Annotated in this window: 19 protein-coding genes; 9 read left to right on the forward strand and 10 right to left on the reverse strand. The window is 74.0% G+C overall.

Features of this window, described 5'->3' with window-relative positions:
- The first annotated feature begins 70 nt into the window (after positions 1 to 70).
- A complete protein-coding gene (locus tag RF640_RS01810) occupies positions 71 to 607 on the forward strand; it encodes a hypothetical protein (protein ID WP_017834730.1) in 537 nt (178 codons plus the stop codon).
- A 126-nt stretch (positions 608 to 733) separates the two neighbouring features.
- A complete protein-coding gene (locus tag RF640_RS01815; protein WP_017834729.1) occupies positions 734 to 1,057 on the forward strand; it encodes a hypothetical protein in 324 nt (107 codons plus the stop codon).
- Here RF640_RS01815 and RF640_RS01820 read toward each other — a convergent pair.
- The 5 genes from RF640_RS01820 to RF640_RS01840 form a co-directional block, all read right to left on the reverse strand.
- Positions 1,032 to 1,559 carry an Lrp/AsnC family transcriptional regulator gene (locus RF640_RS01820; RefSeq protein ID WP_043739643.1) on the reverse strand — a complete coding sequence of 176 codons (528 nt, stop codon included), beginning with the start codon at positions 1,557 to 1,559 and terminating at the stop codon, positions 1,032 to 1,034. The two genes, RF640_RS01815 and RF640_RS01820, sit on opposite strands and share 26 nt — an antisense overlap.
- Before the next feature lie 299 nt (positions 1,560 to 1,858).
- Positions 1,859 to 2,878, reverse strand: a complete 1,020-nt coding sequence (locus tag RF640_RS01825) for a permease prefix domain 1-containing protein (RefSeq protein ID WP_109221369.1) — start codon at positions 2,876 to 2,878, stop codon at positions 1,859 to 1,861.
- 5 nt (positions 2,879 to 2,883) lie between these two features.
- Positions 2,884 to 3,240, reverse strand: coding sequence for a PadR family transcriptional regulator (locus tag RF640_RS01830; protein WP_031283698.1), 357 nt, complete (start codon positions 3,238 to 3,240; stop codon positions 2,884 to 2,886).
- An 81-nt stretch (positions 3,241 to 3,321) separates the two neighbouring features.
- The gene (locus tag RF640_RS01835) at positions 3,322 to 4,113 is read right to left on the reverse strand and encodes a nitroreductase family protein (RefSeq protein ID WP_109221370.1); all 792 of its coding nucleotides are present in this window, start codon (positions 4,111 to 4,113) and stop codon (positions 3,322 to 3,324) included.
- Between the two features lie 25 nt (positions 4,114 to 4,138).
- A complete protein-coding gene (locus tag RF640_RS01840; RefSeq protein WP_249033702.1) occupies positions 4,139 to 4,525 on the reverse strand; it encodes a hypothetical protein in 387 nt (128 codons plus the stop codon).
- 129 nt (positions 4,526 to 4,654) lie between these two features.
- Here RF640_RS01840 and RF640_RS01845 point away from each other — a divergent pair, with 129 nt between their 5' ends.
- From RF640_RS01845 to RF640_RS01865, 5 genes are all read left to right on the forward strand, one after another.
- Positions 4,655 to 5,422: a methyltransferase domain-containing protein gene (locus RF640_RS01845; protein WP_095650297.1), complete on the forward strand. Its 768-nt coding sequence runs from the start codon at positions 4,655 to 4,657 to the stop codon at positions 5,420 to 5,422.
- A 51-nt stretch (positions 5,423 to 5,473) separates the two neighbouring features.
- Positions 5,474 to 6,712 carry an NAD-dependent epimerase/dehydratase family protein gene (locus RF640_RS01850; protein WP_109221371.1) on the forward strand — a complete coding sequence of 413 codons (1,239 nt, stop codon included), beginning with the start codon at positions 5,474 to 5,476 and terminating at the stop codon, positions 6,710 to 6,712.
- 8 nt (positions 6,713 to 6,720) lie between these two features.
- Entirely contained in the window at positions 6,721 to 7,878 is a 1,158-nt protein-coding gene (locus RF640_RS01855) for a glycosyltransferase family 1 protein (RefSeq protein WP_170122801.1), read from the forward strand.
- A 113-nt stretch (positions 7,879 to 7,991) separates the two neighbouring features.
- The gene (locus tag RF640_RS01860) at positions 7,992 to 9,401 is read left to right on the forward strand and encodes an MBL fold metallo-hydrolase (RefSeq protein WP_109221373.1); all 1,410 of its coding nucleotides are present in this window, start codon (positions 7,992 to 7,994) and stop codon (positions 9,399 to 9,401) included.
- Positions 9,402 to 9,819: 418 nt separating this feature from the next.
- Positions 9,820 to 10,632: a hypothetical protein gene (locus RF640_RS01865; protein ID WP_146202062.1), complete on the forward strand. Its 813-nt coding sequence runs from the start codon at positions 9,820 to 9,822 to the stop codon at positions 10,630 to 10,632.
- 49 nt (positions 10,633 to 10,681) lie between these two features.
- On the opposite strand, the gene RF640_RS01870 is transcribed toward RF640_RS01865, so the two are convergent.
- On the reverse strand, positions 10,682 to 11,764 hold the full coding sequence (locus tag RF640_RS01870; protein WP_109221375.1) for an aromatic acid exporter family protein: 1,083 nt from the start codon (positions 11,762 to 11,764) through the stop codon (positions 10,682 to 10,684).
- 81 nt (positions 11,765 to 11,845) lie between these two features.
- On the opposite strand from RF640_RS01870, the gene RF640_RS01875 reads away from it, so the two are divergent.
- A complete protein-coding gene (locus RF640_RS01875) occupies positions 11,846 to 12,256 on the forward strand; it encodes a CrcB family protein (RefSeq protein WP_109221376.1) in 411 nt (136 codons plus the stop codon).
- Complete coding sequence (locus RF640_RS01880; RefSeq protein WP_109221377.1) at positions 12,253 to 12,624, forward strand: CrcB family protein; 372 nt, start codon at positions 12,253 to 12,255, stop codon at positions 12,622 to 12,624. Before RF640_RS01875 ends, RF640_RS01880 begins: the two co-directional genes overlap by 4 nt.
- Before the next feature lie 20 nt (positions 12,625 to 12,644).
- Here RF640_RS01880 and RF640_RS01885 read toward each other — a convergent pair whose 3' ends face one another.
- The 4 genes from RF640_RS01885 to RF640_RS01900 all read right to left on the reverse strand — a co-directional run bounded on the left by RF640_RS01885 (position 12,645) and on the right by RF640_RS01900 (position 18,179).
- The gene (locus tag RF640_RS01885; protein ID WP_109221378.1) at positions 12,645 to 14,408 is read right to left on the reverse strand and encodes an ABC transporter ATP-binding protein; all 1,764 of its coding nucleotides are present in this window, start codon (positions 14,406 to 14,408) and stop codon (positions 12,645 to 12,647) included.
- Between the two features lie 13 nt (positions 14,409 to 14,421).
- Positions 14,422 to 15,384, reverse strand: a complete 963-nt coding sequence (locus tag RF640_RS01890) for an ABC transporter permease (RefSeq protein WP_109221379.1) — start codon at positions 15,382 to 15,384, stop codon at positions 14,422 to 14,424.
- On the reverse strand, positions 15,381 to 16,385 hold the full coding sequence (locus RF640_RS01895) for an ABC transporter permease (RefSeq protein WP_035923373.1): 1,005 nt from the start codon (positions 16,383 to 16,385) through the stop codon (positions 15,381 to 15,383). The genes RF640_RS01890 and RF640_RS01895 overlap by 4 nt, the downstream gene beginning before the upstream one ends.
- Before the next feature lie 99 nt (positions 16,386 to 16,484).
- Entirely contained in the window at positions 16,485 to 18,179 is a 1,695-nt protein-coding gene (locus RF640_RS01900) for an ABC transporter substrate-binding protein (RefSeq protein ID WP_035923375.1), read from the reverse strand.
- Positions 18,180 to 18,340: the final 161 nt, after the last annotated feature.

An 18,340-nucleotide genomic window follows, 5' to 3' on the forward strand; every position in this document is an offset into this window, starting at 1 on the left:
AAGTTCCCCTCCGGACCCCGGGCAGGAACCGCCGGCACCCACGAAATCTCTGTCCCGCAGGAGACCCGAAATGTCCATCGAAACCAGCACGACCGCAGCCCCGCAGCCGGCCGGCGCCCGCCGCCACGCCCGCAAGGCGGTGCTGTCCCTGGCCTCCCTGACCCTGGCCGCAGGCGCCCTGCCGCTGCTGGGCGCCCCGGCCCAGGCCGCACCGGCCCAGGCCGCCTCGACGCAGTCCTCGGTGCTCGAGACGGCGTCGCACAAGCCCCACCAGAAGCACTGCTCGGTCGACGCCCACAAGCCGTCCTGGACGTGGCACCACGGGAAGAAGTACGTCAAGTACCCCTTCCACGTGAAGTGCCACAAGGGATACAAGGTGGAGGTCAAGCAGTACTACTACGCGGTGGACAAGCACGACCACCACTACTACACCGGCGGCCACCACGACTACTACTGGGGCGGCTCCTGGGGCGGCGAGCACTGGAAGCACCTGGACCACCACGACGCCAAGAAGGTCTACCACGTGGTCAAGTACCGCTACTACGACGGCAAGCACTGGTCCCCCTGGTACCAGGAGACCAGCCACTGGACCGGTCTCGGCCACTGACCGGACGGCACCGGGGGCCGGCCGCACACCGGACGACCCCCGGACCGCTCCTCCTCCCGACGCCCCCGAGGCCGTCCCCCGGCACTGCGCGCGGGGGACGGCCTCCCGACACCACAAGAGCCGATCATGGACCTCACCCATCAGCACCCCGCCGCCAGGGCCTGGGACCTCGCTCCCGGCGACACCTTCCACGGGCGCACCATCACGGCCGTCCGCGGCGTGGTGGGACTCGCCCTCAGCCCGGTGGCCGTCATCTCCTTCACGGAGGACGACCGGGAGCACCGCGCCCAGGCCCGGATCGGCGCCGCCCACTGCGAGACGCACCAGCACTACGACGACATCATGCTCAGCGCCCGCGCGTGGGTCCGCACCCACGGCCTGCACGAGGGGGACGCCGTGGACCTGGACCGGCTGCGCGCCGAGGTCATGGGCGCGGCCGCCCGGAACTGACCCCGCCCCTCCCCAGGACCTCGTCACCCGCGAGCAGCGGCGCCACCCGGTACGGGATGACCGTGCGCAGGAACATGCTCGTGGAGGTCCGCAGGATGCCGGGGCACAGCCGGATCTCCTCGGAGACCCGGTAGAGGTCCTCGGGATCCTTCGCCACCACCCGGCACAGCAGGTCCGTCTGCCCCGCGGGGGCGAACACCTCGATGACCTGCGGGATCGCCTGCAGTCCCGCGATCGCCTCGTCGAGCTGGTGCTGGTCGAGCTCCACGGCCACGCTCGCGGCCAGGCCGTAGCCGAGCGCCGCGGGCGTCACCCGGGTGCTGTGCGGGCGCAGCGCGGGGCTCGCGCGGTAGCGCTCGAGCCGGGCGTGGATCGTCCCGCGCGCCAGACCGGTGCGCTGGGCCAGGGCCAGCACCGTCATCCGCGGGTCCTCGTCCAGCGCCGCCAGGATCCTCCGGTCCGTCGCGTCCAGCGGACCCGCTGCCGCCCCGCCGTTCGTCATGCTGACCACCGCAGCCCCACTTCCCCGCCTCGATCTGATCGATCTGATCGGTTCCAGAGTAGACGTTTGCGCACAGTGCCGACCAGGGTGTCGAATGATGGTCACACGATGCGCCACCTGACCCGGTTCGGTGCATCCCGGCCGGCGCCGGTCGCCCACGAAGCGTCCCGCGTCCCGCGCTGCCCGGCACCCCGCGGCGGCAGAGGCCCCCTTCCGGCCCGCGGGAGCTCCTCGGAGCCCCCGCGGGCCGAGTGCTTCCCCGGACAGGAGCGCCGGACAGGAGCGACGGGCGCCGCCGCTCAGCGCCGCCGGCCCGTCGACCGGCGGCAGGCGAGGAAGCTCGCCACGAGGTCCCAGACGGTGACGACCACCACGAGCGCGACCCCGATCTGCGCGAACTCCTCGCCCACCCAGCCGCGCTCGCGGAAGACCGGGTTCACCACGGACTCGGTGCGCAGCGCGGTGATGAGCAGCGCGGCCATGGCGAGGTCCAGGACGGCGCCGACCCCGAACAGCGCCCAGGACCAGCGGCGGCGGAAGAAGCGCAGCAGCTCCCACCCCCAGGCCAGCAGCACGATCCCCAGGTAGAGCGGCACCCAGGGCGTCCACACGGCGGGGTCGAGCAGGGGCTCGCCGGCGAGCGGGCCCTCACGGAGCAGCGGCCGCGAGAGCAGGAACGGCGCGGCGAAGGCCAGGCCCAGGGCGATGGTGGCCCAGACCAGCTCCCCCACGGTCGAGTCCCGCTCCGGGCGCGGCGGCGGCAGCTGCTCGACCGTCCAGCGCGGGGGCGCCTCCGCCGCCGCCCCGGCCTCCCCCCGGGCGCCGCGCCCCACCGCCTCCGCGGCCTCCGTGCGCTCCACCACGGCGAAGACGACGACGGCGATGCCCGCCCCCATGAGCGCCCCCTGGATCGCGGCACCGACCGCGGGGGCGAGCGAGAGCACGAGGTAGGTGACCAGGTCCTCGCGCCCCGCCTCCCCGAAGAGCCGGCCGATCAGGGTGAGCCCGCCGAAGAGGCCGGCCAGGACGGGCACCAGGACCTTCAGCAGCTCGAGGAAGTCGTGGTAGTGCTCGGGCCCGATCAGGTGCCGCGGGCCGGGGCCGTAGTCCTCGGCCAGCAGGGCGGGGTCGCCGAGCTCCTCGAGGGCGCGCCGCTCCGCCTCGGCCGGTGGCAGACCGTGCGCCACGCCGTCGTCGACCATGTCGGCGACGGTGCCCCGCAGCTCCCGGGACACGTCCTCGCGGGCTCGGGGCGGCAGGCGCCGAGCGACCTCGTGGAGATAGCTCTCGGTGCGCGGGGTGAGGGTGCTGGCGGACATGGCGATCAGTCCTCGGGACGAGTGGGGCGGGCGAGGGTGGACAGGGCGGCGTGCAGCCGGAGCCGCTCGGCCTCGAGGGCGTCCCGGACGCGGGCCCCCGGACCGGTGATCCGGTAGAACTTGCGGGGCCGGGACTCGTCGGTGTTCCAGTCGCTCTCGAGCAGGCCCTGCGCCTCGAGCCGGCGCAGCAGCGGGTAGAGCGTGTTGGCCTCGACGTCGAGCCCCGCGTCCCCGAGGGTCCGGAGCAGGGCGTAGCCGTAGCGGGGCTCGTCCAGGACGAGCAGGCAGGCCAGGACCACCGTGCCGCGGCGCAGCTCCTGGAAGTGGGAGGCCACGATCGGGTCGCTCGGTTCAGCTGCCATACCCACACGATAGTGTGTGTCACACACTAATGGAAGAGCCGCCCGCCCGACGTCCCGGCTCCCGTCGCCGGCGGGCGGCGCTCAATCGTCCCAGCCCTCCTGCGGCGTGGCGCAGGACTCACGGAAGACGTACTGGGAGATCCGGCGCCGCTCCCGGCTGGACCAGTCGATGGCGGGGCGGCGGTGCTCCTCCGGGACGTAGCCCAGGCGGTAGACGGCCATGAGCTCGAGGTCCTCGGGCACGTCCAGCAGGTCCACGACCTCGGCCCACCGGGCGGGGGCCTCCATGGGGAAGGAGATGAACTGGATGCCCATGCCGAGCTCCACGGTGGTCAGCCAGAGGTTCTCCATGGCCGCGCCCATCGAGAACAGCGAGTAGAACCCGGAGAGCTCCCCGGGCCGGTACTCGCGGCGGTCGAGCATCACCCCGATCAGCAGGGGGGACCCCGCGACAAGCTTGTGGTTCTCCGCGCCCAGGGTCTGGGGCACCCGCAGCCGGTTCATCATCGCCTGCCCGCCCGGGGTGAACGCCTTCTTGGTGAAGGGGCGCAGCACCGCGGGCAGCTTGTCGAAGAGCATCCCGAAGCGCTGCTCCTCCATCTCCTGCCTGCTGAAGCGGAAGTAGCGCTTGTACCGGTCGAAGAAGCTCCCCTCGGCCATCACCTGCGTCATCGAGTCGGCGCTGATCCGGGCGATCCGGTCGATGGTCCCCCGGTCCTCGATCAGCACGAAGCGCCACGGCTGGCTGTTGAACTGGGAGGGCGCGGCCGCGGCCGTGCGCAGCAGCAGCTTCTGATGCTCCGGGGACACCCGGTCCGGCAGGAACGGGCCGTTGGTGGTGCGGCGGTTGAAGACGACGTCGAGGAACTCCATGTGCTCTCCGGTCAGGTCGGGCGGCTCAGCCGGCGCGGGCGGCGCGGGCTCGGAACAGGGCGGTGGCGTAGAACGGCGCCGCGGACAGCGCGGCGAGCGCGTGGCGGCGCGGGTGCCCTTGGGCGGGCGTGCCGAGGTGCGGCAGGGCGGCCAGGGGCAGCAGCGCCGGCGCCAGGGCCCGGCCCGCCGCGCGCCCGGAGGCGGAGGAGGAGCCGGCGGCGAGGACCGCGGCCAGCGCCGTCGTCGTGGTGGTGGTGACGTAGAGGGCGTGGTGGATCCAGCGGAACCGGCCCGTGCGCACGATCCCGGCGCCGACGGACGCCCCCAGGGCGGCGTTGGCGGCCCAGCACGCGCTCGCGAGGCTGATCCACGGGCCGGGTCGCGAGCCCACGGCGTGCACGGTGTGTCCCACGCGGTCCCCTCCTGCCGTCCGGTCCTGCCCGGCACCGGCCGGGAGCCCCAGTCTAGTGACGGCACCCCGCGCCGCCCCCGGCCCGCCGTGCTCCTTGGCGGATCGTGTCGGCCCGCGGAGAATGGGCAGATGCCCTCCGTCCAGCCGCGCGCCCGGCCCGACCTCTCCCGGCGGGACGCCGAGCTGCGCGAGCTCATGGACGACCCCTGCTGCGACCTCGCCGCGCTGCGGCGCACCTACGCACGCTTCGACGTGGTCAACTCCCTGGTCGCCGGGTGGGCCGCGACCTACCGGCGCCGGATCCGGCCCCTGGCCGTGCCCGGCCGGCCGCTGACCCTCCTGGACGTCGGTGCCGGCGGCGGGGACGTGGCACGCGCCCTGGCCCGGTGGGCGCAGCGGGACGGGATCGACCTGCGGGTCACCGGCATCGACCCGGACGCCCGCGCCCACGAGTGGGCCTCGGCGCGGACCCGCCGCTGGTCGACCCGGCACCCGCGGGCAGTGCCCCCGGTCTTCCGGCGGGTCACCAGCCGGGAGCTGGTCGCGGCCGGCGAGACGTTCGACGTGGTGGTCTCCAACCACCTGCTCCACCACCTGGACCCGGGGCCGGTGCGGGACCTCGCGGCGGACTCGGAGCACCTGGCCGGCCGGCTCGTGCTGCACAACGACCTCGTGCGCAGCCCGGCGGCCTACCGGCTGTACTCGGTGGGCGTGCTGCCCCTGGCCCCGGGCTCCTTCCTGCGCACCGACGGGCTGCGGTCCCTGCGCCGCGCCTACCTGCCCCACGAGCTGCGCGAGCTGACCGGTCCGGGCTGGGAGGTGCTCCCCGGTTCGTTCGGGCACCAGCAGCTGGTCCAGGACCGTTCACTCCCGGTTCACGCGCGTCCTCCACGCTGAGTGCGAGACCGACACGACGGGGCCTGGCAGCGGCCCGGGAACGGAGCACCAGTGAAGATCGCGATCCTCGGCGGCGACGGCTTCTGCGGCTGGCCCGCGGCCCTGCACCTGTCCGCGCGCGGCCACGACGTGGTGGTGGTGGACAACTTCTCCCGCCGCGCCATCGACGTCCGGCTCGGGACGGAGTCGCTGACGCCCATCCGCGGCCTCGACGAGCGCCGCGCGGCCTGGCAGGAGCTGACGGGCCGGCGGATCGGCGCGGCCGAGATCGACCTCGCCGCCGACTACGAGGCGTTCCTCGACCTCCTGGTCGTCGAGCGCCCGGACGCCGTGGTGCACTTCGCGGAGCAGCGGGCGGCGCCGTACTCCATGCGCACCCCGGCCACGAAGCGCTACACCGTGGACAACAACGTCGGCGCCACGCACAACGTGCTGTGCGCGGTCGTGGAGTCCGGGCTGGACGTGCACGTGGTGCACCTGGGCACCATGGGGGTCTACGGGTACGGCACCGCCGGGATGCGCATCCCGGAGGGCTACCTGGACGTGGAGGTCCCCGGACCGCACGGCACGGTGCCCCAGCAGATCCTCTACCCCTCCCGCCCCGGCTCGCTGTACCACATGACCAAGGTCCTGGACCAGACCATGTTCGCGTTCTACGCCAGGAACGACCGCCTGCGGATCACCGACCTGCACCAGGGCATCGTCTGGGGCACCGGCACCGCGGAGACGGCGCTCGACGAGCGGCTCGTCACCCGCTTCGACTACGACGGCGACTACGGCACGGTGCTCAACCGCTTCCTCGTCCAGGCGGCGGTCGGCCACCCGCTGACCGTGCACGGCACCGGCGGGCAGACCCGGGCGTTCATCCACCTCCAGGACATGGTCCGGTGCGTGGAGCTGGCCCTGCTCCACCCCCCGGCGGCCGGCGACCGCGTGAAGATCTTCAACCAGATGACGGAGACCCACCGGGTCCGCGACCTCGCGGAGCTCGTGGCCGGACTCACCGGCGCCGAGGTGGAGATGGTCCCCAACCCCCGGCAGGAGTCCGCGGAGAACGACCTGCACGTGGGCAACGACGCGTTCCTGGACCTCGGCCTGCGGCCCACCACCCTGTCGGAGGGGCTGCTGCTCGAGGTCGAGCGGACCGCCGTGCGCTGGGCCCACCGCGTGGACCGCTCCCGCATCCCGGCGACGTCCGTGTGGAACGCCCGCCGGCGCCCGGGGATCCCGGCGCGGCCGGCCCGCTCCGCGGTCCCGTCCACGCCCGCGCCCATGTCCGCGGGCGCCTGAGCCGGCGGATGCGGATCGCGCTCTGGACGGACGTCTTCGCCCCGAACGTCGACGGGGTGGTGACGCGCCTGACCCGCACCCTCGAGGAGCTCGGGGACCTCGGCCACGAGGTGCTCGTGCTCACGCCGGGGGATCCGCCCGGGCACTGGGGTCCGCACCGGGTGGTCGGGGCCCCGTCCGTGACGTTCCCCTGGTACCGGGACGTCCGGGGAGGCCTGCCGTCCCCGCGCACGGAGCGGGCCGTGTCGGCGTTCCGCCCCGACGTGGTGCACGCCGTGAACCCGGTGTGGTTCGGCGCGTGGGGCGCGCTCTCCGCACGGACGCGGGACCTGCCGCTGCTGGCGTCCTTCCACACCGACGTGCCGCAGTACATGAGCGTGTTCGGGCACGGGCTCGGCGCCCTGCGCCGGCCCGTGGAGCGGTGGATCCGCACGACCCACAACCTCGCCGAGGTCAACCTGTGCACGTCGGGGCCCATGGTGGACCGGGCCGCGGCCCTGGGCGTGCGCCGCGTGGCGCTGTGGCCCAAGGGCGTGGACACCGCCCTGTTCCACCCCGCCAGGGCCTCCGCCGCGATGCGGTCCCGGCTCACCGGCGGGCACCCCGGAGAGCGGCTGGTGCTCTCCGTGGGGCGGCTGTCGAGGGAGAAGAACGTGGCGGCGCTGCTCGAGCCGATCCGGCGGCTGCCGGGCACCCGGCTCGCCGTGGTGGGCGACGGCCCGCACCGGCCCGAGCTCGAACGGCGCTTCGCGGGCACCCCCACGGTCTTCCCGGGCCGGCTCGCCGGGGAGGAGCTGGCGGCCGCCTACGCATCGGCGGACGTGCTCGCCTTCCCGTCCACCACCGAGACGCTGGGTCTCGTGGCCCTGGAGTCCCTGGCGAGCGGGGTGCCGGTGGTCGGCGCCCGGGCCGGCGGCATCCCGTTCGCGGTGGCCCACGGGCGGACGGGGCTGCTCGTGCCGCCCGGCGACGCGGACGCGCTCACCGCCGGCCTGGCCCGGCTGCTCGACGACGCGGCCCTGCGCGTGCGGATGGGCGCCGCCGGCCGCGCGGAGGCCGAGGGCCTCGGCTGGCGGGCCGCGACGGAGTTCCTCGTGGCCTCCTACGAGGAGGCGGTCCGCCGGCACCGGAGCCGCCGGCCGCCGCCCCGGCACCCCCGCGGCTAGATACCCCAGGGGGTACTTGCGCGATACCCCCAGGGGTATTATCGTTGTGCTCAGGACGACGCGGGAACCCCCTCCGGACACGCGTCACCAGCCATCGAACGAAGGAGAACCCCATGCTGATCGAGCGCATCTACGACGAGGACCTCGCCCAGGCCAGCTACTTCATCGGGTGCCAGCGCACCGGCCAGGCGCTGGTGGTCGACGCCCACCGCGACATCGACGTCTACCGGGACATGGCCGCGAAGAACGGCATGGAGATCACCGCCGTCACCGAGACCCACATCCACGCCGACTACCTCTCCGGCACCCGCGAGCTGGCCGCGGCCACCGGCGCGGACATCCACGTCTCCGGCGAGGGCGGGGAGGACTGGCAGTACGAGTTCGAGGCCGCCCGCCTGCACGACGGCGACGAGATCCGCATCGGCAACATCGTGGTGGCCGCGGTGCACACCCCGGGCCACACCCCCGAGCACCTGTCCTTCCTGGTCACCGACGGCGCCTTCGCCGACGCCCCGGGCTACCTGCTCACCGGCGACTTCGTGTTCTCCGGCGACCTGGGCCGCCCGGACCTCCTCGACGAGGCCGCCGGCGGCGTGGACACCCGCTTCCTCGGCGCGAAGCAGATGTTCGCCAGCCTCAAGGAGAAGTTCCTGACCCTGCCCGACCACGTCCAGGTCTTCCCCGGCCACGGTGCGGGCTCGGCCTGCGGCAAGGCCCTGGGTGCGATCCCCTCCACCACGGTGGGCTACGAGCGTCTCTACGCCTGGTGGGGCCCCTACCTGGCGGCCGACGACGAGGCCGGCTTCGTCGCCGAGCTGCTCGACGGCCAGCCCGACGCACCGTTCTACTTCGGCCGGATGAAGAACCAGAACCGCCGGGGCCCGGCCGTCATGGGCGAGCGGGCACCCCTGCCCGAGCTCGACCCGCAGCAGGTCGCGCAGCGGCTGGCGGCCGGAGAGGTGACCTTCGTGGACACCCGCTCCGCGGACGAGGTGCACGCCGGGACCGTGACCGGGGCGCTGAACATCCCGGCAGGGAAGTCCATCGCGACCTTCGGAGCCTGGGCCGTGAACCCCGAGGCCGACGACCGGCCGCTGGTGCTGCTGGCCCCGGATCAGGAGGCCGCCCAGGAGTTCTGGGACCACCTGGTGCGCGTGGGCATCGACGCCGTGGCCGGCTACGTCACCGGGATCGATGGCCTGCCGCAGACCACCCCGCGGCTGGTCTCCCCCGAGGAGGTCGAGACCTTCGACAAGTCCGTCCTGCTGGACGTGCGCGCCGTGAGCGAGCACACCGCCGGCCACATCCCCGGCTCCACCCAGCTGCACGGCGGCCGGGTCCTGTGGAACCTGGACCGGCTCCCGGAGCAGGGCACGATCGTGACCTACTGCCAGAGCGGGCTGCGCAGCTCGGTCGTGGCCTCGACCCTGCGCCACGCCGGCTACGACGTGGTGGAGCTCGAGGGCTCCTACGCCGCCTGGTCCGCCGGGCAGGAGGCCCTGGAGGCCACCCCCGCCCGCTGAGCCCCGCTCCGCTCGGACGGCAGCCCCGCCCCTGACGCCGCGTCCCCCCGGTGCCACCGCACCGGGGGGACGGGGCGTCCTGCGTGCCCGGCTCCCGTCCTGTGCACGCAGGACGGCGACCGGGAGCACCCAGCACGCACAGGACGCCGCCGGAGCCCAGTGGCCGGGGCCCGCACGCGTCCGGCCTGTTCACTATTGTCAACACGGGCTACCGGCAAGTAGGTTCGACGGCACAGCAGTCCATCGGACGCGCTCCGGATCTCCGCGAGCTCCGCGGTGCACGCCGCACGACCAGCAGCACGACATTTCCTGTCGCCCCCGCCATCGCGCGGACCGGCGACGCGGGGGGAGGTCCTGCCGCGCGCTGCCGGCCGCGGGGCGACCCCGGGGCGACGACCGAGCACAGGAGACACAGGACATGACTGCTGGAAAGACATGGGCGGCCACGGGCGCCACCGCCGCGATGCTGGCCGGAGGCCTCCTCCTCGGGGCCCCGGCGGCCGTCGCGGCCCCGGGGGACCCCGCCTGCCTGCAGGCCACGACACAGCTGGACGCGGCGCTGGCCGGGGCCGGGCTCACCCCCGAGTCGCTCGGGGCGCTCGACCTCTCGGCCGAGGCCGTGGCCGCCGCCGAGGCCCAGTACGCCGCGCTCGTCGAGGGCGTCGGCGGACCCAGCCTGCAGGAGCTGGAGGCGGCCGCGGCCGCGCTGATGACGGCCCAGGAGTCCGGCGACGCGGAGGCCGTCGCCCTGGCCGAGGCCCGTCTGGTGGAGCTCGACCAGCAGCTCACCATTGCGCTCGGCACGCTCGACCCCGCCGTCGCGGAGCAGGCCGTCGCCGAGGCCGCCGTGGCGTTCGAGGCGCTGCTGGCCGAGCTGGCCCTCGACGAGAGCGCGGTCGACCAGTTCCTCGTGCTCCTCGAGCAGGCCGTCCTGGCCTGCGAGGCGCCCGCGGCCCCGGCCCCCATGGCGCCGGTGCTCCCGGCCCCGGCGGAGCCCGCCCCGGCCCCCGCCGTGGCGGCGCCCGTCGAGGCAGCACCCGTCGAGGCGGCGCCCGTCGAGGTGCCCGCCGAGACCGCGCCGGTGGAGGTCAACCCGGGCCTCAACATGCAGACGGCCGCCGCGGAGCCGGAGCAGCGTCCCGGCGCCGGCCTGGCCGCGGGCCTGCTCGCCGCGGGGATCGCCGCGAGCGCGGCGGGCGCGCTGCACCTGCGGCGGCGCAGCCGGTCCTGAGCCGCCCGCCGTCCCGGTGGCCCCACGGGCCCCGGGACGGCGGAGACCCCTATCCCCGGGTCACGGCGCTGCTGCCGGCCGTCGGGGCGGTCGGCGGGTCCAGGACCGCCACGAGCCGGGCGAGATCCTGGGCCGCGGCCATGACGAGCCGGTCCTCCGCCCGGGAGGGGTCGGTCAGATCGGAGTGGAGCCGGCCCACCAGGGAGCGGACCCGCTCGGCGGCCTCCTCCGGATCCTCATCCGCGGCCCACGCCCGCACCGCGTCGGCGGCGGACTGCACCGCCTCGCCGAGCCGGGCGGTCAGGGCCGCGGGCACCAGCCAGTCGTGCGCCTGGTGGTCGTAGAGCTCGCGCACCGCGTCCGTGAAGCCCCGGAGGTGGAAGATGACGTTCTCGAGCTTCAGCAGGGAGTCGTAGCCCGGGTCCCCCGGGTCCGCGGCGGGTCGCCGCCGCCGCCGGAGCACCATCCGGGGGTTGCCGCGGGCGCTGCGCGCCGACTCGTCGACCGCCTCGCGCACCTCGCCGGTGATCCGCACCAGGGAGTGGTTGCGCCGGCGCCAGTCCCGTCCCCCGGTGGTCCCGGGCTCCGCGAGCTCCCCGGCGACGTCCTCGAGGTAGTCGACGACGACGTTCTGCAGCCGGTCGAGCTGCAGGCGGGCCGTGCGGAAGTCCAGCGGCGGGAAGACCGTCACGTTGACGAGCAGCCCGATCGCCACGCCCACCGACATCTGCACGAGGAAGCCGGCCGAGAAGCCCTCGGCGTCCTGGCCCCCGACGATGAGGACGAACAGCGCGCCGACCGGGACGTACTCCGCACCCGCCCCGAGCCGGCGGATGCCAGCCAGGAGCACGCCCACGCCGACCGCCACGGCGACCGTCACCAGGTTGGGCTCGCCGACCAGCAGGACCCCGGCCGCCAGGAGGATGCCCAGGGCGATGCCGGCCACGGTCTGCAGCCCGGCGCGGACCGAACCCAGCACGGTCGGGTACATCGCGGAGATCGCGCCCAGCGGCGCGTAGTAGGGGTACTGGTCGATCACGCCGGGCATCCGCTGGGCCACCACCCAGGACAGGGCCACGGCGAGCGAGGTCTTGAGGGCCAGGAGGATCCGGGCGCCGCGTATCGTCTGCACCCGGACATCCTACGGACCGGCCGGTAGGATCGAGCCCGCCGACCGCTCCCCCCGGGGAGCCCGCCCCCGAGGAGCACCCCCATGAGCCGACCGCCGCACCGGCGCCTGCTGCTGGTCCTCGCCGTGGGGGCCGGCGGGGCGCTGGGCACCGGCGCCCGCCACGGACTCGCCGAGCTGGTGCCGACGGTGGCCGGCTGGCCCCTGGCCACCCTGACCGCGAACCTGATCGGGGCGTTCCTGCTGGGGATGCTCCTGGAGGCCCTCCTGCGGCGCGGTGCGGAGACCCCCCGCGGGATGCTGCTGCGCCTCGGCGCGGGCACCGGGGCGCTGGGCGGCTTCACGACATTCTCCTCGCTCGCCCTCGAGACCGAGCGGCTGCTGACCGGCGGGGCCGCGGGACAGGCGCTGGCCTACGTGGGGATCTCACTGCTCTGCGGGTTCCTGGCGTGCCTCGCCGGCACCGTCCTCGCGGCCCGCGGGCGGCGCGCGTGACCGCCCTGCTGATCTGCCTCCTCGGCGGACTGGGCGCGATGGCCCGGTTCGCGGTGGACGGGACCGTGCGGCAGCGGTGGGGGACGTCCTTCCCCGCCGGCACCATGGTCGTCAACGTGAGCGGCTCGTTCCTGGCCGGCCTCCTGTCCGGGGCCGCACTGGCCGGGGTGCTGGGCGGGCCCGCGGCGTCGGTCGCCGTGATCGGCTTCTGCGGCGGATACACCACCTTCTCCACCGCGATGGCCGACACCGTGCGGCTGGTCCGGGACGGCAGGACCCTCCGGGCGGTGCTCAACGCCGCGGGCACCGGCGCGCTGACCGTGCTCGCGGTGCTCGCGGGGCTGGCCGCGGCGGCACCGCTGCGCTGAGCGCGGCCGCCCGGCCGGTCTCAGGCCCCCACGCGCAGCTCGTTGCCGGGGATCGAGGCCAGCAGCTGCCGGGTGTACGGGTGCTGCGGGTCGGTGAAGATCTCCTCACTCGCGCCGGCCTCCACCAGCCGGCCGTCCTTCATCACGCACACCTCGTCCGAGATCAGCCGGACCACCGCGAGGTCGTGCGAGATGAACAGGTAGGACAGCCCGAACTCGTCCTGGAGCCGCCCCAGCAGGTCCAGGATCTGCTTCTGCACGAGCACGTCGAGCGCGGACACCGGCTCGTCGCACACGATCAGCTCCGGCTGCAGGGCGAGCGCCCGGGCGATCGCCACGCGCTGGCGCTGGCCGCCGGAGAGCTCGTTGGGGTAGCGGTTGACCGTCGAGGGCGGCAGGGCGACCTCCTCGAGCAGCCACTTCACCCGGTCCCGGCGCTCCGCCCGGGTGCCGCGGCCGTAGGTGGACAGCGGCTCCTCGACGATCCGCCCGATCGTGAACATCGGGTTGAGGGACGAGTAGGGGTCCTGGAAGATCGGCTGCACCCGCTGACGGAACGCGGCCAGCTGCCGGCCCCGGAGCCCCGTCACGTCCTGGCCGTCGAAGCGGATCGACCCGGAGGTGGGCTCGTAGAGCTTCAGCAGCATCCGCGCCGTCGTCGTCTTCCCCGACCCGGACTCGCCCACGATCGCCACGGTCCTGCCGCGGGGCACCGTGAGGGAGACGTCCTGGACCGCCGTGAAGCCCGCCTGGCCCAGCCGCCCCTTGAAGACCTTGGTGAGGTTCTCGATCACCACCAGCGGCTCCCGGGCCGCGGCCCCGGCCGCCTCCGGGGCGGCGGGGGCCGGGACGCCTCCCGCCGTCGAGCCCGAGGCCGACGGACCGGCCGCCGCCGGAGCCGCCGCCGTCGCACCCGCTCCCGTCCGGCCCGGCGACGGGACGGCCTGCCGGCCCACCCGGGCCGCGGCCACCGAGGGCGCCGCCTGCACGAGGCGGCGGGTGTACTCGTCCTGCGGGTCCTCGAGCACCCGGGCGGACGGGCCGGCCTCGACGATCCGCCCGCGGTGCATCACCACGATGTCCTGGGCGCGCTCCGCGGCCAGGCCCAGGTCGTGGGTGATGAGCAGCACGGACGTGCCGATCTCCTCGGTCATCCGCTCGATCTGGTCCAGGATGGTGCGCTGCACGGTGACGTCGAGGGCGGACGTCGGCTCGTCGGCGATGAGCAGCCGCGGCCGGCAGGCGAGCCCGATCGCGATGAGCGCGCGCTGGCGCATGCCCCCGGAGAACTCGTGCGGGTACTGCCGGGCGCGCCGCTCGGGCTCGGGCAGCCCCGCGGCCGCGAGCGCCGCCACGACCTTCTCGTCCACGTCCCGGCGGGTGGCCAGTCCGTGCACGAGCAGGGTCTCGGCCACCTGGCGGCCGACCGTGGTCACGGGGTTGAGGTTGGACATGGGGTCCTGCGGGACGAGACCGATCTGCCGGCCGCGGATCCGCCGCATCCGCGCCTCGTCCAGGCCCACGAGCTCCTGGCCCGCGAAGCGGACGGAGCCGCCGGTGACCCGGCCGTTGCCGGGCAGCAGCCCGATCACGGACATGGCGGTGGTGGACTTGCCCGAGCCGGACTCCCCCACGATGGCGAGGGTCCGGCCCTCGCGCAGGATCAGGGACGCCTCGTGGACGGCCTGGACCGGTCCGTTCATCGTGCTGAAGGCCACGGCGAGGTTCTCGACCTCGAGCAGCGGGGCGGCGTCCGCCCCCGGGGCGTGGTTCTCCGGTCTCATCGGTCGGTGCACCTCACGCGGTTCGTGACTTGGGGTCGAGGGACTCGCGCAGGGACTCCCCCAGCAGGGTGAAGCCCAGGGCGGTGACGGCGATGCACAGGCCGGGCAGGAACGCCAGCTGCGGGGCGATCGACAGCTCCGCCTGGGCGTAGGTGAGCATGCGGCCCCACTCCGCCGTCTGCGGCACGCCGCCGCCCAGGCCCAGGAAGGACAGGGCGGCCGCGTCGATCACCGCGGTGGCCAGCGTCAGGGTGCCCTGGACGATGACCGGCCCGGTGCTGTTGGGCAGCAGGTGGCTCATGGTGATGGTGCGGCGGGACAGGCCCAGGGTCTGGGCGGCGAGGATGTAGTCGGCGCCCCGCTGGGACAGCATCGAGGAGCGCAGCAGGCGGGCGAAGATGGGCACCTGGGAGGCGCCGATCGCGATCATCACGGCCCACTGGCTCTGCCCCATGATCGCGGCGATGGACACGGCCAGCAGCAGGTTGGGCACGGAGAGCAGGATGTCCACGAAGCGCATGATCACGCTGTCCACCCAGCCGCCGAGGCCGCCGGCCAGCAGGCCGAGGACCATTCCGCCGACCAGGCCCAGGGCGGTGGAGACCACCCCGATCACCAGGGAGGCGCGGGCACCCCAGATCAGCTTGGACAGCAGGTCCCCGCCGAAGCGGTCCAGGCCCAGCGGATAGCCCTCGACCTCCCCGGGGCCGGGGATGGTGGTGGGGGTGATCTCGGTGCGCCCGGGCAGCTCCTCGCCGCCGAACGGGGCGAGCCACGGGGCCAGGAGGGCCACGAGCAGGAAGACGCCGACGATCACGGCCCCGGCGATGGCCGCGGGATCGCGGCGCAGCCGGCGGAAGGCGTCCTTCCACAGGCTCGTGCCGACCGCCGCGGTGGTGCCCGGGGTGGTCGTGACGGCCTCGGGGCCCTCGGTGTGCGAGGGGCCGGAGGGGGCGGGGGGAAGTGTGGCGCTCACTGGACACGCACCCGGGGGTCGATGAGGCTGTAGGAGATGTCCACCAGCAGGTTGATCAGGGAGTAGGCCAGGGCGATGAAGATGATGAAGCCCTGCAGCACGGGGTAGTCGAGGGTGAAGATCGCGTCCCGCAGGAACCGGCCGATGCCGTTGAACGCGAAGACGGTCTCGGTGAGCACGGCCCCGGAGATCAGCAGGCCGGTCTGCAGGCCGATGGTGGTGACCACGGGGAGCATGGCGTTGCGCAGGATGTAGCGGCCGCGGATCAGACCGCGCGTCAGGCCCTTGGCGCGGGCGGTGCGCACGTAGTCCGCGCTCTGGACCTCCAGCACCGAGGCGCGGGTGATGCGCACGATGATCGCCAGCGGGATCGTGCCCAGGGCCACGCCCGGCAGGACCAGGTGCAGGAGCGCGTCCCACGCCGCGTCCCACTCGCCGGTGAGGACGCCGTCGAGGACGAAGAAGTTGGTGTGGTGCGTCGCGTCGATGCGCGGGTCCTGCCGTCCGTCCGCCGGGAAGAGCGGGACCTGGATCGCGAGCAGCCACTTGAGGATGAACGCCAGGAAGAACACGGGGACGGTGACGCCCAGCAGGGACAGCACCACCGAGGAGTGGTCCAGGAGCCTGCCGCGGTGGCGGGCGGCCACGTAGCCGAGCGGGACCCCGATGCCCACGGCGAAGACCAGCGCCACGAGCGAGAGCTCCAGGGTGGCGGGGAAGCGGGTGAGGAACTCCTCGACCACGGGCCGACCGGTCACGATGGAGGCGCCGAAGTCCCCCCGGAGGAGCTGGCCCGTGTAGACGACGTACTGCTCTAGCAGGGGGCGGTCGAAGCCGTAGACCTCGTTGATGCGGGCCACGGCCTCGGGGGTGGCCTTGTCCCCCAGCAGGGCGGTGGCCGGCCCGCCGGGCAGGGCGCGGACCCACGCGAAGAGCAGGACCGACAGGCCGAGGAGGGTGGGGACGAGCAGGGCGAGCCGCTTGCCGATGACGCGGAGCATTCCGGTCCTTCCGGACGGAGAGGGGCAGAGGGGAGGACCGCCGGGAGGACGGCGGGGGCGGTCCGGGGCGGCGCGCGCTGCGCCGCCCCGGACCCGGGCTCACTCGCTGAGCTCGATCCTGTTGAAGACCTCGTCGTTGACCGGGCTCACCGGGTAGGACTCCACCCGGGGGTCGAAGGCCAGCGACGGCGCCGGGTTGGCCAGGGGCACCGCCGGCAGCAGCTGCATGATCTGCTCGTTGATGTCCTCGTAGACCGGCGTCTGCTCCTCGACGCTGGTCAGCTCGCGCGCCTCGGCCAGCGCCCGGAACAGCTCGGGGTCCTCGAAGCCGAACTCGGGCTTCTCCCGGCCGAAGAACACGCCCACGAAGTTGTCGGTGTCGTTGTAGTCGCCGGTCCAGCCGAGCAGGTGCAGGTCGTGGTCCGGGGTGCCGTTGATGCGGTCGAGGTAGTCCGGGGACCACTTGTCCGGCTGCGGGTTCACGGTGATGCCCACCTCCTCCAGCTGCGCGGTGAGCGTGGTGAACGTCTGCTCGGGGTTCGGCATGTAGGGGCGGGAGACGCCGGTCGGGTAGCTGAAGTCCAGCTCCAGGCCGTCGGCGTAGCCGGCCTCCGCGAGCAGCTCGCGGGCCCGCTCGGGGTCGTACTCGTACTCGGTGACGTCCTCGTTGTAGCCGTTGACGGACTCCGGGATGAACTGGGTGGCCACCGTGGTGCCCTCGGGCAGCGTCTGGGAGACCAGGGCCTCCTTGTCGATGGCGTGCGCGATGGCGCGGCGGACGTCGACGTCCGCGAGCTCCTCCTGCGCCTGGTTGAAGCCGAGGTACAGGATCGTGAACGGGTCGCGGGTGACCACGTTGTAGCCGGCGTCCGTCAGGGCCTGGGTGTCGGCCGGGGCCACCAGGTCGTAGCCGTCCACGCTGCCGGACTCGAGCGCCTGGCGGCGGGCCTGGGGGTCGTCGATGATCCTGAAGATCACGTCGGTGACCTGGCCCTGCTCGCCCCAGTAGTCGTCGTGGGCGGCCAGGACCACCTGATTGCCCACGTCCCAGGAGTCGAACCGGAACGGCCCGGTGCCCACCGGGTGGCCCTGGGCGTACTCGGAGAGCTCCGGGGACTCCTCCGTGCCGCCGGCGGTGTCCGCGCCGTACTCCTCGAGGGCCGTGGGGGACTGCATGGCGAACGCCGGCAGGGACAGGGCGGCGATGAAACCGGCGAACGGCTTGTTCAGGGTCACCTCGGCCTCCCCCTCCCCCGTGGCCTCGCAGCCGGAGTAGATGGCGTCCTCGGGGGCGTCCGCGAAGCCCTTGAACAGCGAGCCGTAGTAGTAGGCCATGTTCTCGGACTGCAGGAGGCCCTCGAAGTTGTACCAGCGCTCGAAGTTCGCGCAGACGGCCTCGGCGTCGAACGCCGTACCGTCGTGGAAGGTGACGCCCTCCCGGAGCTGGAACGTGTAGGTCCGCCCGTCCTCGGACTGCTCCCACGACTCGGCGAGCAGGGGCTCGGGGTCCGCCGAGCCCTCCTGCACGCCCACGAGACCCTCGAAGATCTGGCGGGAGACGCGGAAGGACTCCCCGTCCTGCGCGAACGCCGGGTCGAGGGTCTTGGGGTCGGACGACGCCGCGAAGACGAACGTGCCGTCGACGTCGCCGCCGCCGGCGGCCGGGGTGGCGCCGGCTCCCCCCTCCTCGCGGTCCGAGGACAGGCAGCCGGTGAGGACGAGGGCGGCCACGGCGGCCAGGGAGGTGACGGCGAGGGGGCGGCGGGCGCGCCCCGGACGGAATGGCGTGGACATGAACGGACTCCTCGAGGGGCGAGCGGCAGGACCGGCTCCGGGTGGCGGAGCGGGGACGCGGGTCCCCGGACTGCCGGCAGGCGTGTGACGGGTACCACACGGTACAAGTGATACCACGAGTTGCACTCAAGTCATCTCATGCCCGCGTGGCGGGCATGTTT

Origin of the sequence: Kocuria sp. CPCC 205231 (assembly GCF_040980965.1) — a bacterium.
GTDB classification, from domain to species: Bacteria; Actinomycetota; Actinomycetes; order Actinomycetales; family Micrococcaceae; genus Kocuria; species Kocuria rosea.